General features: G+C 60.2%; 12 protein-coding genes. 11 read left to right on the top strand and 1 reads right to left on the bottom strand.

The features are described 5' to 3' along the window. Window positions 1-186: 186 nt before the first annotated feature. From NA619_RS01455 to NA619_RS01420, 8 genes are all read left to right on the top strand, one after another. Window positions 187-894, top strand: a complete 708-nt coding sequence (locus NA619_RS01455; RefSeq protein ID WP_255959240.1) for a TetR/AcrR family transcriptional regulator — start codon at window positions 187-189, stop codon at window positions 892-894. A gap of 38 nt (window positions 895-932) precedes the next feature. Then, a complete protein-coding gene (locus NA619_RS01450; protein ID WP_255959238.1) occupies window positions 933-1,457 on the top strand; it encodes a L,D-transpeptidase in 525 nt (174 codons plus the stop codon). 16 nt (window positions 1,458-1,473) lie between these two features. Then, a complete protein-coding gene (gene nagZ / locus NA619_RS01445) occupies window positions 1,474-2,472 on the top strand; it encodes a beta-N-acetylhexosaminidase (protein WP_255959236.1) in 999 nt (332 codons plus the stop codon). A gap of 13 nt (window positions 2,473-2,485) precedes the next feature. Continuing rightward, a complete protein-coding gene (locus NA619_RS01440) occupies window positions 2,486-3,223 on the top strand; it encodes an S-methyl-5'-thioinosine phosphorylase (RefSeq protein WP_255959234.1) in 738 nt (245 codons plus the stop codon). A gap of 176 nt (window positions 3,224-3,399) precedes the next feature. Then, a complete protein-coding gene (locus NA619_RS01435; protein ID WP_255959232.1) occupies window positions 3,400-3,897 on the top strand; it encodes an LEA type 2 family protein in 498 nt (165 codons plus the stop codon). 8 nt (window positions 3,898-3,905) lie between these two features. Beyond that, window positions 3,906-4,103 (top strand): SEC-C metal-binding domain-containing protein, encoded by a 198-nt coding sequence (locus tag NA619_RS01430; RefSeq protein ID WP_255959230.1) that lies wholly within the window; start codon window positions 3,906-3,908, stop codon window positions 4,101-4,103. Window positions 4,104-4,110: 7 nt separating this feature from the next. After that, window positions 4,111-4,575, top strand: a complete 465-nt coding sequence (locus NA619_RS01425) for a DUF2489 domain-containing protein (RefSeq protein ID WP_255959228.1) — start codon at window positions 4,111-4,113, stop codon at window positions 4,573-4,575. A gap of 68 nt (window positions 4,576-4,643) precedes the next feature. Next, the gene (locus NA619_RS01420) at window positions 4,644-7,181 is read left to right on the top strand and encodes a penicillin acylase family protein (protein ID WP_255959226.1); all 2,538 of its coding nucleotides are present in this window, start codon (window positions 4,644-4,646) and stop codon (window positions 7,179-7,181) included. Window positions 7,182-7,441: 260 nt separating this feature from the next. On the opposite strand, the gene tsaA is transcribed toward NA619_RS01420, so the two are convergent. Continuing rightward, complete coding sequence (gene tsaA, locus NA619_RS01415) at window positions 7,442-8,140, bottom strand: tRNA (N6-threonylcarbamoyladenosine(37)-N6)-methyltransferase TrmO (RefSeq protein ID WP_255959224.1); 699 nt, start codon at window positions 8,138-8,140, stop codon at window positions 7,442-7,444. A gap of 384 nt (window positions 8,141-8,524) precedes the next feature. Here tsaA and NA619_RS01410 point away from each other — a divergent pair, with 384 nt between their 5' ends. The 3 genes from NA619_RS01410 to betA all read left to right on the top strand — a co-directional run bounded on the left by NA619_RS01410 (window position 8,525) and on the right by betA (window position 13,900). Then, entirely contained in the window at window positions 8,525-10,591 is a 2,067-nt protein-coding gene (locus NA619_RS01410) for a choline transporter (protein ID WP_255959223.1), read from the top strand. Between the two features lie 100 nt (window positions 10,592-10,691). Then, complete coding sequence (betB, locus tag NA619_RS01405) at window positions 10,692-12,164, top strand: betaine-aldehyde dehydrogenase (RefSeq protein ID WP_255959222.1); 1,473 nt, start codon at window positions 10,692-10,694, stop codon at window positions 12,162-12,164. 59 nt (window positions 12,165-12,223) lie between these two features. After that, window positions 12,224-13,900: a choline dehydrogenase gene (gene betA, locus NA619_RS01400; protein ID WP_255959220.1), complete on the top strand. Its 1,677-nt coding sequence runs from the start codon at window positions 12,224-12,226 to the stop codon at window positions 13,898-13,900. Window position 13,901 lies beyond the last annotated feature (1 nt).

Genomic DNA, 13,901 nt, shown 5'->3' with positions numbered 1-13,901 from the left:
TCTGTTCTTTTATACAGTGACTGGGATTATATACAGTGCCTTGTGCTTGGCAATCGTTGTTTGGTTGAGCGTTGTTTGGTGTTCGTGCAAGCTTTCGGAAGCAGAATGGCGTAACCACGCTTTCGTTATTGACTTGGCAGGGCTTGAAACGTAAGTTTCAAACAGTCGTTCGTCGGGGGAGGGGGCATGGCGCAGTCGGAAACAGTGGAGCGTATTCTTGATGCAGCGGAACAGTTGTTCGCTGAGAAAGGCTTCGCCGAGACTTCGCTTCGCCTGATTACCAGCAAGGCCGGCGTCAATCTGGCTGCGGTGAATTATCACTTCGGCTCGAAAAAAGCATTGATACAGGCGGTCTTTTCCCGTTTTCTTGGCCCATTCTGCATAAGCCTGGAGCGTGAGTTGGACAGGCGAGAAGCCCAATCCGACAGAAAAGAGAATCTCGAAGAACTGCTGGAGATTCTTGTCGAGCAGGCGTTAGCGGTTACGCCTCGCAGCGGCAATGATCTTTCGATCTTCATGCGTCTGCTTGGCTTGTCTTTCAGTCAGAGCCAGGGCCACTTGCGTCGTTATCTCGAAGACATGTACGGCAAGGTTTTCCGCCGCTACATGCAGCGTGTACATGAAGCCGCGCCCTCCATTCCTCCCATCGAATTGTTCTGGCGTGTGCACTTCATGCTCGGCGCCGCGGCGTTCAGCATGTCTGGTATCAAGGCACTTCGCGCAATTGCGGAAAATGACTTCGGCGCAAGGACCTCGATCGAGCAGGTCATGCGCATGATGGTCCCTTTTCTGGCAGCCGGCATGCGTGCTGATTCAGGCGTAGCTGATCCAGGTCTGGCCCAAGCTCATCCCATCGCGCGACGTAACGCGCTCGCAATGCCGGCCAAGGGCTAGATGCAAGGTCAGGGATCGATCGGCTAAGCTTGCCGCCCATGACCACACTCGATTTCCTTCATATCTCAATTGCAGACCAGACCCTCTACGGATTTTCGGGCTCTCAGTTGCGGGTCCGTCTGCCGGTCTCCACTGCGCGCAATGGTGTGGGTGAGCGTAACGGCTCTGGTTGCACGCCGCGTGGCGCTCATCGGGTGCGCGCGCGTATTGGTGAAGGGTTGCCGTGCGGCGCGGTTTTGCGGGGGCGACGCTGGACAGGCGAGGTCTGGACTCCGGCGCTGCATGCGGAACATCCTGGACGGGACTGGATCTTGACCCGAATCCTCTGGCTCAGCGGCACTGAACCTGGGCACAACCGCTTGGGGGAGGTCGATACCTTCCGTCGCTACATATATCTACATGGCACACCTGACTCGGAGCCCATGGGTGTTCCGCTCTCTCATGGCTGCGTCAGGCTGCGTAACGCGGACCTGCTCCAGCTGTTCGATCTGGTGCCTGCGGGCTGCGCCGTTCATATCGGTGAGGCTGCATGCCCGGATTGGTCGAACGCAACACTGAATTAAGGACTCACGCTCTATCATGCATGGCTCGTTGATGCTGGACATCGCTGGCACTTGGCTTACCGCTGAGGATCGTCAAATTCTGCGCCAGCCAGAGGTAGGTGGGCTAATCCTGTTTGCCCGCAATATCGAAACCCCGCGCCAGGTACAGATGCTTTGCAGTGCCATTCGGGCGATTCGTCCGGACCTCGTGCTGGCCGTAGACCAGGAAGGGGGTAGGGTCCAGCGGCTTAGGCACGAATTCGTTCGGCTTCCTGCAATGCGCGATTTCGCTTCACATGTGCATGCCCTGGAGCTGGCTGAAGCATGTGGGTGGGTGATGGCCACTGAGGTGCTGGCAGTGGGGCTGGATATCAGCTTCGCGCCGGTACTGGATCTGGATTACCAGCGCAGCGCGGTGGTTGGCTCTCGAGCATTCGAGGGTAACCCTCAGCGTGCCACCGAGTTGGCTGGGGCCTTTATCAAGGGCATGCACAGCGCTGGAATGGCTGCGACGGGTAAGCATTTCCCAGGTCATGGCTGGGCCGAGGCCGATTCCCATGTTGCTATACCCATAGATGAGCGTGGGCTGGACGAGCTGCGAGCCTGCGACATGATTCCCTTTCAGCGATTGTCGAGCGAGCTTGATGCGGTCATGCCTGCCCATGTGATTTACCCGCAGGTCGATGACAAACCGGCCGGATTTTCTCGTCGGTGGCTGCAGGACATTCTGCGGTCCGAGCTGGGCTTTCGCGGCGTGATCTTCAGCGATGATCTGTCGATGGCGGGAGCGCATGTAGCGGGCGATGCCGCAAGCCGCATCGAAGCGGCACTCACGGCAGGCTGCGACATGGGATTGGTCTGCAACGACCGTGGCGCCGCAGAGCTGGCGTTGGCGGCGCTTCAGCGTCTAGGTGTACAGCCATCTCCCGCGTTAGCGAAGATGCGCGCCCGTGCGGTGTGTTCATTGGAATACAAGCAGAATCCGCGCTGGCGCACCGCGCTCTCGGCACTCAAGGCCGCAGAACTGATTGCTTGATTAAGGAAAGAAGATGACTGTCTACGCCATTATCGGCGGCACCGGCCTGACTGAGCTTCCGGGTTTGACCCTCGACGAAGCGGTACCGATGGAAACGCCCTTTGGTACACCCTCGGCGGATATCATGCGTGGGCGGTATGCGGGCCGAGATGTATTGTTCCTGGCCCGTCACGGCCATCCCCATCGTATCCCGCCGCATCAGGTGAACTATCGGGCTAACCTGTGGGCGCTGAAAAGCGCCGGAGCCGAGGCGGTCATTGCAGTGAATGCGGTAGGCGGAATCCATTCCGCCATGGGCTCGGGGCACTTATGCGTACCCCACCAGGTAATCGACTACACCTACGGTCGCGAGCACACCTTCTTCGAAGGCGATATCGAGCACGTCACCCATATCGATTTCAGCCACCCCTACGACGAAGCCTTGCGCCAGCGGCTGATAGCCGGTCTTGCGGCCGAGGGCTATATGTTCAGCAGTCACGGCGTTTACGGATGCACCCAGGGGCCGAGATTGGAAACCGTTGCCGAAATCGCCAGGATGGAGCGGGATGGGTGTGACCTCGTCGGAATGACGGGCATGCCTGAAGCGGTTCTCGCGCGAGAGCTGGAGTTGCCCTATGCGTGCCTGGCTCTGGTCGTGAACCCTGCAGCAGGCAAGACCAGCGGCATCATCACCATGGCTGAAATCGAAGCAGCACTGGCCGAGGGTATCGTTAAGACACGGGCGGTCCTGGCCTGGGCACTCGCGGGATGACCTTGTCGTTGAGCCGCTGCGGAGGTGAATGGCGGCAGTGATCGAATTGGGCGCCGGTTCGCAACAATGGAGGGTATGCGGTAGCAAAGACGTAGCAGCTTGCTGCTAATTTCGCCAAACACCCGTTGCAGGCGATCCGCCGCTTGCTACACTTGGGCGTCCTATGGAGTACCGGAATGCTTTGCCACGCACCTATAAGAAGAATATCGAGAGCTGTGGTTTTATTGAGCCTGCTGACAGGGCTTGTGGGCTGTTCGACCTGGTTCAGCAGTGATTTCCAGGACCCACGGGTTCAGCTCAAAGACGTTGAGATAATAAAGGCCAGACTTCTCGAGCAGCAGTTCATGCTGCGCTTTCGCATCGACAATCCCAATGACCATAGCCTGCCAGTGCGCGGTCTTCTGTATACCGTCCACCTCAATGACATCGAGTTGGCAAGCGGTGAGTCCAGTGGCTGGACCACGGTGCCGGGTAACAGCTTCGAATATTACGAAGTACCGATCCAGACCAACCTCTGGAAGCACATGAAGTACATCGTGCGCTTGTTGGAAAAACCTGACCGCCCCATTGCCTATCGTCTGGACGGTGAGCTGAAAACGGGTCTAATGCTTGGTCGACGCGTGCACATCTCCACCAATGGCGAGATAATCCCCGGCAACTTTATCCCGGAGTAGCAGTACCGATGAATCAGGAAGCTCACGTGCACGGTCCCGATTGCAACCACGATCACGACCAGGACCATGCGCATCACGGCCACGTTCACGGCCCGAATTGCAACCACAGCCATGACCCGGTTCGCAATCCGCTCAAGGATGTCGGCCGCAACGATCCCTGCCCGTGCGGCAGCCTCAAGAAGTTCAAGAAGTGCCACGGAGCCTGATTCGCTCATGACGCCCCTCGCCATCACATTGCTCATCGTCGGCCTGCTGCTTGTTGCGGCGTTGGCCGGCTACGCGTTGTATCTGTGGCGTCGGGTTTGGGGCCGCGAGCGTCAGCTGGCGGACCAGCAGGCACAGCAGCATGCGGCGCTGGCGGCCGATCTGAGGGTTCTCGCCGGCAGCCTGCTGCAAGAGCAGGTGCCACTGATCGAAGGTGCGATCCGGATCAAGGTGCTGCTCGACAACTACGATTCGAGCCTTGGTCAGGATCCACGCTGCCAGGTGTTTCAGCTGCTCTTCGAGGCAACGGAACAGGTGCCGACGCACTCTGCGTGGAAGGCGCTCGATAAAAACGAGCGCCGCCGCCACGAAGCCAACTTCAGTGCGCTGGAGCTGCAGCACAAGGCCGAAGCGCGTCGTTCTGCGCGTTGGCTGCTTGACGAAGTACTGCCGAAGACCCGCGAAGCCGCCTGAGCACGGCAGCGTTACGCGTCGCACCATCTATTCTCTGTTCGTACTGCCCTGCCTGAAAGGAGCCGTTGATGCCTCTGCGTCTGCCGTTTGTTCTGCTTCGTCTGACGCTGGGCGCCGCCTTGGCCGCCAGTGGTCTCATCGGCTGCCAGGCCTACCTTGATAACCGCTACAGCGATAGCCTGCCGCCCGCGCAGGGCGTCCAGGCGATCACTGGTCTAGACAAAAGCGTCAGCATCCGCCGCAACTCGCTGGGCATGCCATTGATCGAGACGGCGACCTTTCACGACGCGCTGTTCGGTTTGGGTTATGTGCATGCGACAGACCGCCTGAGCCAGATGGTAAGCATGCGGCTAATGGCAGAAGGGCGTTTGGCCGAGATGGCCGGGCCTGGTGTTCTGGAGGTCGATCGCTTCATGCGCGCCGCAAACCTTCGGCAAAGCGCAGCCGTGCTGTACCGGGATAGCTCGCCCCGGATGAAACGGTTCTTCGAGGTCTACGCGCGCGGCGTCAATGCTTATATGTTCCGCCATCGTGGCAAGCTGCCGATGGACTTGGCCGCCGCTGGGTACACCCCCGAATACTGGAAGGCGGAAGACTCGGTCCTGGTGTTCTGCCTGCTGAACTTTGGGCTTTCGGTCAATCTTCAGGAAGAGATAGCCGCGCTGGTCCTCGCGCAGAAAGTTGGCAGCGACAAGCTCGCGTGGCTGCTGCCGACTTATCCGGATGAACAGCTGCCTTTCACGGAAGCGGACAAGCTGAAGGGCTTGAAGCTGGATGGAGACATTCCGGGTCTTGCTGCACTGGATGCGGTTGCCTCTCAGGTGGCTTCGCTGAACATGCTGGGGGTTGCCGCCTCCAACAACTGGGCGATCTCCGGCAGCCATACTCGAAGCGGCAAGCCACTTATGGCCAACGACACGCACCTGCCTCTATCGATGCCTTCGTATTGGAATTTCGTGCAGATCCGCTCGCCGAAGTTTCAGGCCGCTGGCGTTACGATCGCAGGTTTACCCGCCGTGGTTGCTGGCTTCAACGGCAAGCTGGGCTGGGGCATGACTATGGTCATGGGCGATACACAGGACCTGTTCCTCGAGCAGGTGCGCCGTCAAGGCGGGCGTTTGCAGTATCTGGCTGAAGGTAAGTGGCTACCGGCTCGGGAGCGTCACGAGACGTTCATCATCAAGGGCGAGCGACCTGTCCGTGAAACCGTTTACGAGACGCGTAATGGTCCCTTGCTCAACAGCGCACTCGGTGAGCGCAAGCACCCGCTGCAGCCGTTGCAGCTGAGCAGCGGTTACGGCCTGGCCCTGAAAACTGCCTCTCTGGATGGCGACCGGACGCTGGATGCTTTCTTCGACCTCACGCGTGCACAGTCGGTTGACCAGGCATTCGAGTCGACTCGTGAGATTCGTGCTGTAGCACTCAACGTGGTGTTCGCTGACCAGCACGGAACTGGCTGGCAGGTAACCGGACGTTACCCGAATCGACGTGAAGGTTTGGGGCTGATGCCGTCGCCTGGCTGGGAAAGCCGTTACGACTGGGATGGTTTCGCTGATCCCATGTTGCATCCCTACGATCAGGATCCGTCCAAGGGGTGGCTGGCGACGGCTAACGAACGCACGGTGGACAAAGGCTACGGTATGCAGCTTTCCAACTCCTGGTACTACCCGGAGCGGGCCGAGCGCATCGCCCAGTTGCTTGGCCAGGGCAAGCAGGACACCCGCAGCGTCATCGCGATGCAATACGACCAGACGACGACTTTTGCAGCCAAGTTGCAGACAATGTTTCAGGTCCCCGGGATGGCTGGGCCACTGAAAAACGCTATTGATGCGCTTGCCGAGCCTGAGCGGAGCAAGGCGCGCGAAGCGCTTTCGCGTCTCATGAGCTTTGATGGCAAGCTCGCAGCAGATTCTGCAGATGCCGCGCTGTACGAGGCCTTCCTGATGGAGTCGGCACGCCAGACATTTCTGGACGAGTTGGGGCCGGAATCCAGCGAGGCCTGGAAAGCGCTGGTAGAAACGGCCAATGCATCCTACTCGGCCCAGGCTGACCATCTGCTCGGCCGCGATGACAGTCCCTTCTGGAATGATCAGCGCACGCCTCAGCAGGAAGACAAGCCTGCCATCCTGGCGCGCTCCCTTGCGGCTGCAGTCGCCCGCATGGAAGCGGCACAGGGTGTTGATCGTAAGGGCTGGAGTTGGGGGCGGCTGCACACTTACGCCTGGAAAACCGGTACGACTCAGCTGGCGCCCTACATGTCGGCCAGCCAGCGCGCCGGCATAAATGCCATCAGCGGTTACCTGGACCGCGGCCCGATTGCCGCCGGTGGCGATCACAGTACGCTGAACGCTTCTGCCTACCGTTGGGGCGACGATTTCGACGCATGGCTAATACCAGCCATGCGCATCATCGTCGACTTCGGGCGTGACGAGCCCATGATCGGGCTCAACAGCTCGGGACAGTCCGGTAACCCGGCCAGCCCGCATTATGCTGATGGCATTGAAGCCTGGTTGAAGGGCGGTTACATGAGTTTTCCGTTCAAGTCCGAAAACCTGGACAAGACCTACGGCACTCAACGCCTGTTGCTCACCCCCGCGACGAAGTAGCCATGGGGCCGGCCGCTGTCGGCATTGCGGTGCTGCGGCTCCTGTACATCTTCTATGACGTGGCCTCGCCATTTGGCAGAAGCAGATCAGCGCCGGCTGTAGGGAAATACCGGCGCTGTTGAGCGCTTTAGGTGATCTCAATCGGATATTGCTTGCGCTTCCCCCGCTGGTCGGGGCACACGGGGCGGCAGTTCCATGTCAGCGAAATGCTTCGCGGTATAGCTTGGGCAAGTCTCGCGGGTGTTCAGCTGCACAGCACGTCAGCCGTCGCTCCGGGTCACTTCCAGAACAGTGATGGACGTCGGGTCCGGGTAATGCCAGCGCACTTCGACATCCCATAACCGAGTGCCGTAGCGACGTTCCGGAGAGGGAGTCTGATAGGCAGGTCTCGGATCCTGTGCCAGGCACTGCTCGATGAGCGCCTGCAATGGTTCACCCAGCCGCGCCGCCTCGCTGCGGGCTTGCTGCAGGCTCGCTTCGGTCCACCGCACTTCAATCAGGTCAGGCGCATCGTTGGCCAAGCCGTTCCGGGCATCTGTGATGCTATCGGCGTAGGGCACGTACGGCTTGATGTCGAGAACGGGGGTGCCGTCGAGCAGGTCGATGCCCGACAGGTACAGACGGCCAGGCTCGGACCGTTCGAGTCTGACCACTGATTGCCCGATGCCATTTGGGCGATGGGTCGAGCGTGTCGCGAAAACCCCCACCATCCGATTGCCGCCCAGCCGCGGCGGGCGCACCCGAAGGCGCGGCTCGGATTCGAGCGCCTGGTGAAAAAGAAACAGCAGCCAGACATGACTGACCTGTTCGAGCCCGTCCAGTGCATGGGGCAGGTCGAACGGGGCGATCAGCTCGAGGACGCCGCGCGCTGCCGGTGCCAGAAGAGGTTGTCTCGGTATGGCGAATTTCTCCTTGAAGCAGGAGCGCATGTAGCCGATCGGCGAAACGGTATGAGTCATGACAGGGTGCTTGAATGCATAAAGCCGCATATTAACCAAACCGGGCAGATTGAGCGGGATGGTGCGTATGGCTGAGCGTATGTATCTGGAAACGATTTACTGGCGCGACAGTCAGACAATAGCTTGGCCGTGCAAAGTTGAGCGTATTCGAGTAGGATAGCCGCCCTTTTTTGGAACATGAGCTACTTTTGATTTACGGCTACATTTTGGTAGCCGAGTTCCTTCGCCGCGCTTGCCCCGCAACCGGCGATGATCGGCATATCACCTCGGTATGACCACCTTTTTGGCAGCCACCTCGCTGCCACTTCGGCAGCGCACAGCAAATGCCGCTTTTCATCGCCTTGCGATGACCTAATAAGCCAGAACAGTTCAGGAGAAGAACGGATGAACGAGGCTGAGCTCTCACCCAATGGCACCGATACATCGCCGGATCGCATCAACCCGGTGGTTTTTTACAGTTCCGCCATCGCCATCGTGGTGTTCGCGATTTGGACGATGTTCTTTACAGACTCGTCGCTGGTCGTGATTAACGCGGTGCTTGGCTGGATATCCAACACCTTCGGCTGGTTCTATTTTCTGGCCGTGCTGATCTATCTGCTCTTTGTGATCGTCATTGCCACTAGTCGTTACGGCAAGATCAGGCTTGGCCCCGATCACTCGAAACCTGAGTTCAACGTCGTGACCTGGGCGGCTATGTTGTTCTCCGCGGGCATCGGGATCGACCTGTTGTTCTTCTGCATCGCAGAACCCATCACCCAGTATCTCGAGCCACCAGTGGGCGAGGGCGGCACTGTTCAGGCCGCTCGGCACGCCATGGAACTCACCTTCCTGCACTGGGGCTTGTCGGGATGGGGCGTGTATACGCTGGTCGGGATGTCGCTGGCATATTTCAGCTACCGCCAGGGGTTGCCCCTATCGATACGGTCATCGCTGTATCCGATCTTCGGCAAGCGCATTTACGGTCCTATCGGCCACACCGTCGACACCGCAGCGGTGCTCGGTACGGTATTCGGCATCGCCACCAGTCTGGGCATCGGCATCATCCAGCTGAACTTCGGCCTCAACTACATATTCGGCGTGCCAGAGGGCACCTTGACCCAAGCCGTCCTGGTCGTGCTGATCGTGGTGTTTTCCGCGATCTCGGCAGCGACCGGAGTCGAGCGTGGGATTCGCCGGCTTTCAGAATTCAACATGTTGCTGGCTGTGGGGTTGTTGTTGTTCGTGCTCTTCGCCGGTCAGACGACTTTCCTGCTGAATGCACTGGTGATGAACATCGGTGATTACTTCTCCAATTTCATCAGCCTGTCGTTCGACACCTACGCCTACGATCAACCCACTGATTGGTTGAACGCCTGGACAGTGTTCTTCTGGGCTTGGTGGATTGCATGGGGGCCGTTCGTTGGCCTGTTCCTGGCGCGTATTTCGCGCGGTCGGACCATCCGTGAATTCGTCGTGGGTACGTTGCTGCTGCCGCTGGCGTTCATGATGGCCTGGATGTCGATCATGGGTAACAGCGCAATCGATATGGTCATGAACGGCGCTGTGGAGTTTGGTGCCGAGGCCGTAGCCAACCCCGGATCCTCGATCTACCTGTTCCTGCAGAGCCTGCCCTGGGCTGGGCTGACGACGGCGGTTGCGACGGTCCTGGCCATCGTATTCTTCGTGACATCTGGCGACTCGGGTTCGTTGGTCCTGTCCAACTTCACCTCCATTCTCAAGGATGCCAACAGCGATGCGCCGGTCTGGATGCGCATACTCTGGGCGGCCATTATTGGCGTACTGACACTGGCACTGCTGATCGCAGGCGGGCTAACCGCCCTGCAGGGCACGGTAGTGATCATGGGACTGCCGTTCTCCATCGTGCTCCTGTTCATGATGGTCGGGCTGTTCAAGGCCCTGCATGTGGAAGGCGTGATGGCGGACAGTTACCAGAAGAGCTTGTCCGGCCAGCTGTCAGGACGCGCGACGCTGGAGCACGCGCACATGAACTGGAGCCAGCGGCTTTCGCGCGCCATGAGCTTCCCGAGCCTGTCGCAGATCCGCCGCTACCTCAAAGAGGTGTGCAAACCTGCCATGGAAGAGATCCAGAAGGCGCTGGGGGAGAAAGGCGTGCCGGTGGAGATCATCGAAGGCGAGGCTGGCAACGAACACCTGATTCTCAACGTCAACCTGGGCAGCGAGATGGATTTCACCTATCAGATCTGGCCAGTGCGTAGCTCAATGCCGTCCTTCGCGGTGCGTACGCAAAGCAGCAGCGCGCACTACTACCGGTTGGAAGTGCATCTGCGTCAGGGCAGCCTGGGGTATGACCTGATGGGCTACTCGCGGCGCCAACTTATCGAGGACATCCTCGATCACTACGAGCACCACATGCAGTTCCTGCACCTGCAGCGCGAGAAAGGCACCTTGGCTGACGACGCATCCGAACCAGGCACCGCGGGCGCCAGCTGATTTTTGATCATGGAGGGCCTACAGGCCCGTCCATGACCTTTCCATTCATCGGCGAAGGCCCACGAGGTCTTCGCTGCCTGGACATTGCAAGAGGTACGACATGGCCCGTTATCCGCGGCAACAACTCTATATAGATGGCACCTACGTCGATGCGAGCGGCGGGAAGTTCTTCGAGAGCATCAACCCGGCCAACGGCGAAGTGCTCGCCGAGGTTGCCCAGGCCTCGGCGGCAGATCTTGAGCGCGCCGTCACCAGCGCAGAGAAGGGACAGAAGATCTGGGCCGCGTCCACCGGCATGGAGCGGTCCCGGGTGTTGCGCAAGGCCGTCGACCTGCTGCGCGAACGCAACGACGAGCTGGCCCTGCTGGAAACCCTCGACACGGGCAAGCCGCTGATGGAAACACGCAGCGTCGATATCGTTACCGGCGCCGATGTGCTCGAGTACTACGCTGGCCTTGCGCCGGCCATTGAAGGCGAGCAGATACCGCTGCGCGACACCAGTTTCATCTATACGCGCCGTGAGCCGCTGGGCGTGGTGGCGGGAATTGGCGCCTGGAACTATCCGATCCAGATTGCGCTGTGGAAGGCCGCACCGGCGCTGGCGGCGGGCAACGCGATGATCTTCAAGCCCAGCGAAGTCACATCTCTGAGTGCGCTGAAACTGGCCGAGATTTTTACCGAGGCCGGGCTTCCTGACGGTGTGTTCAACGTTCTGACCGGCACCGGTGCGGAGATCGGCGCTTTGCTCACCGAACATCCGCGCATCGCCAAGGTGTCCTTCACCGGTGGGGTTGCGACTGGCAAGAAGGTCATGGCCAGCGCCGCGAGCTCGTCCCTCAAGGACGTAACCATGGAGTTGGGCGGCAAGTCGCCGCTGATCGTCTGCGACGATGCCGATCTGGATCGAGCGGCAGACATCGCCGTCATGGCCAACTTCTTCAGTTCCGGCCAGGTCTGCACCAACGGGACCCGCGTATTTGTTCCGCGCACTTTGATGGGCGAGTTCGAAGGCAGACTGCTCGAGCGGGTCGAACGCATTCGTATGGGCGACCCGCAGGACGAGCAGACCACCTTCGGGCCCATGGTCAGCTTCGCGCACATGCAGAACGTGCTCGGCTATATCGCCAAAGGCAAGGCGCAGGGCGCGCGACTGCTGTGTGGTGGCGAGCGCGTAACCAGTGGCGAGTTTGGCCGGGGCGCCTACATCGCGCCGACCATCTTCAGCGATTGCACCGACGAGATGATCATCGCGCGCGAAGAGATTTTCGGTCCGGTGCTCAGCTTGCTCGCCTACGACGATGAAGACGAGGCAGTGCGCCGCGCCAATGACAGCGACTACGGGCTCGCCGCCGGTGTCGTGACACGTGATCTGGCCCGCGCGCACCGCATCATCCATCAGATGGAGGCCGGGATCTGCTGGATCAACACCTGGGGCGAATCGGCGGCGCAAATGCCGGTCGGCGGCTACAAGCAATCCGGGATCGGCCGCGAGAACGGTATCTCGTCGCTGGCGCACTACTCGCGGGTGAAATCCGTGCAAGTGGAACTGGGCGAGTTCGCTTCGGTTTTCTAGAGCGATCGAGCAGGTCCAGGCGCGCAGCATGACTGCACGCCCGGGCGACAGGAGGATTCATGGAATACGACTACATCATCATTGGTGCCGGGTCGGCAGGGAACACCCTCGCCGCACGCCTGACCGAGGACGCCGAAGTCAGCGTCCTGCTGCTGGAAGCGGGTGGTCCCGATTACCGCCTGGACTTCCGTACCCAGATGCCCGCGGCGCTGGCGTTTCCGCTGCAGGGCACGCGCTACAACTGGGCCTACAAGACCGACCCCGAACCCCACATGAACAATCGCCGCATGGATTGCGGGCGCGGCAAGGGGCTTGGCGGCTCGTCGCTGATCAACGGCATGTGCTACATCCGTGGCAATGCCATGGACTACGACAACTGGGCGACGATGCCCGGACTGGAAGACTGGTCCTACCTGGACTGCCTGCCTTACTTCCGCAAGGCGGAAACCCGCGACATCGGCCCCAACGATTATCACGGCGGCGACGGGCCGGTCAGCGTCACTACGCCCAAGCCCGGTAACAACGTGTTGTTCCAGGCGATGGTCGAGGCCGGGGTGCAAGCCGGTTATCCCAAGACTGATGACCTCAACGGCTACCAGCAGGAAGGTTTCGGCCCAATGGACCGTACCGTCACGCCAAACGGTCGCCGTGCCAGTACTGCGCGCGGTTACCTCGATCAGGCTAAGGGTCGTCCGAACCTGACTATCGTCACCCATGCCGTGACCGATCGTGTGCTGTTCGAGAACAAGCGCGCCGTCGGCGTTACGTATCTGCGCGGCCGCGAGCAGGCGACCACCGCACGTGCGCGCCGCGAGGTGCTGTTATGTGGCGGCGCCATCGCCTCGCCCCAGGTGCTGCAGCGTTCCGGGGTAGGTCCGGCGCCCTTGCTAAAAGGGTTGGGCATCGAAGTCGTCCATGACTTGCCCGGAGTTGGGCAGAACCTGCAGGACCATCTCGAAATGTACCTGCAGTACGAGTGCAAGCAGCCGGTCTCGCTCTACCCAGCACTCAAATGGTGGAATCAGCCGGCCATCGGCGCCGAGTGGCTGTTCGCCGGCAAAGGCATAGGCGCGAGCAACCAGTTCGAGGCGGGCGGCTTTATTCGCAGTCGCGAAGCGTTCGATTGGCCGAATATCCAGTTCCACTTCCTGCCGGTGGCGGTCAGCTACAACGGCAGCAATGCTCATGATGGCCACAGCTTCCAGGCGCATGTGGGCTCGATGCGTTCGCCCAGCCGCGGGCGGATCCAGATTCGCTCGACCGACCCGAAAGTGGACCCAAGCATCCTCTTCAACTACATGGCACACGAGCAGGACTGGCAGGAGTTTCGTGACGGCATCCGCCTGACGCGGGAAATCATCAATCAGCCGGCGCTGGATCCATTTCGTGGCAAGGAGCTGAGCCCGGGGGTGGAGGCACAAAGCGATGCGGACCTCGACGCCTTCGTCCGTGAGCACGCGGAGACGGCCTATCACCCATCGTGCTCCTGCAAGATGGGTACGGACGACATGGCGGTAGTGGACGGGCAGGGCCGCGTGCACGGCGTAGAAGGCTTGCGAGTAGTGGATGCGTCGATCATGCCGCAGATCATTACCGGCAACCTCAACGCCACCACCATCATGATCGCCGAGAAAATCGCCGATCGGATTCGTGGTCGGCAGCCGCTGCCGCGTAGCACGGCCGCCTACTACGTCGCCAATGGCACGCCGGTGCGCAAGGCGCCGCAGCGAGGTTGAT

Origin of the sequence: Stutzerimonas stutzeri (genome assembly GCF_024448895.1) — a bacterium.
GTDB lineage: Bacteria > Pseudomonadota > Gammaproteobacteria > Pseudomonadales > Pseudomonadaceae > Stutzerimonas > Stutzerimonas stutzeri_Q.
Note: the sequence above shows the minus strand (reverse complement) of the source record. Positions and strands in the feature narration are given on the sequence as shown.

Bases quoted from the DNA above. Each gene is read 5' to 3' on its own strand.
- NA619_RS01455 (WP_255959240.1), top strand. From the start codon at position 187: ATGGCGCAGTCGGAAACAGTGGAGCGTATTCTTGATGCAGCGGAACAG.
- NA619_RS01450 (WP_255959238.1), top strand. From the start codon at position 933: ATGACCACACTCGATTTCCTTCATATCTCAATTGCAGACCAGACCCTC.
- nagZ (WP_255959236.1), top strand. From the start codon at position 1,474: ATGCATGGCTCGTTGATGCTGGACATCGCTGGCACTTGGCTTACCGCT.
- NA619_RS01440 (WP_255959234.1), top strand. From the start codon at position 2,486: ATGACTGTCTACGCCATTATCGGCGGCACCGGCCTGACTGAGCTTCCG.
- NA619_RS01435 (WP_255959232.1), top strand. From the start codon at position 3,400: ATGCTTTGCCACGCACCTATAAGAAGAATATCGAGAGCTGTGGTTTTA.
- NA619_RS01430 (WP_255959230.1), top strand. From the start codon at position 3,906: ATGAATCAGGAAGCTCACGTGCACGGTCCCGATTGCAACCACGATCAC.
- NA619_RS01425 (WP_255959228.1), top strand. From the start codon at position 4,111: ATGACGCCCCTCGCCATCACATTGCTCATCGTCGGCCTGCTGCTTGTT.
- NA619_RS01420 (WP_255959226.1), top strand. From the start codon at position 4,644: ATGCCTCTGCGTCTGCCGTTTGTTCTGCTTCGTCTGACGCTGGGCGCC.
- tsaA (WP_255959224.1), bottom strand. From the start codon at position 8,140: ATGACTCATACCGTTTCGCCGATCGGCTACATGCGCTCCTGCTTCAAG.
- NA619_RS01410 (WP_255959223.1), top strand. From the start codon at position 8,525: ATGAACGAGGCTGAGCTCTCACCCAATGGCACCGATACATCGCCGGAT.
- betB (WP_255959222.1), top strand. From the start codon at position 10,692: ATGGCCCGTTATCCGCGGCAACAACTCTATATAGATGGCACCTACGTC.
- betA (WP_255959220.1), top strand. From the start codon at position 12,224: ATGGAATACGACTACATCATCATTGGTGCCGGGTCGGCAGGGAACACC.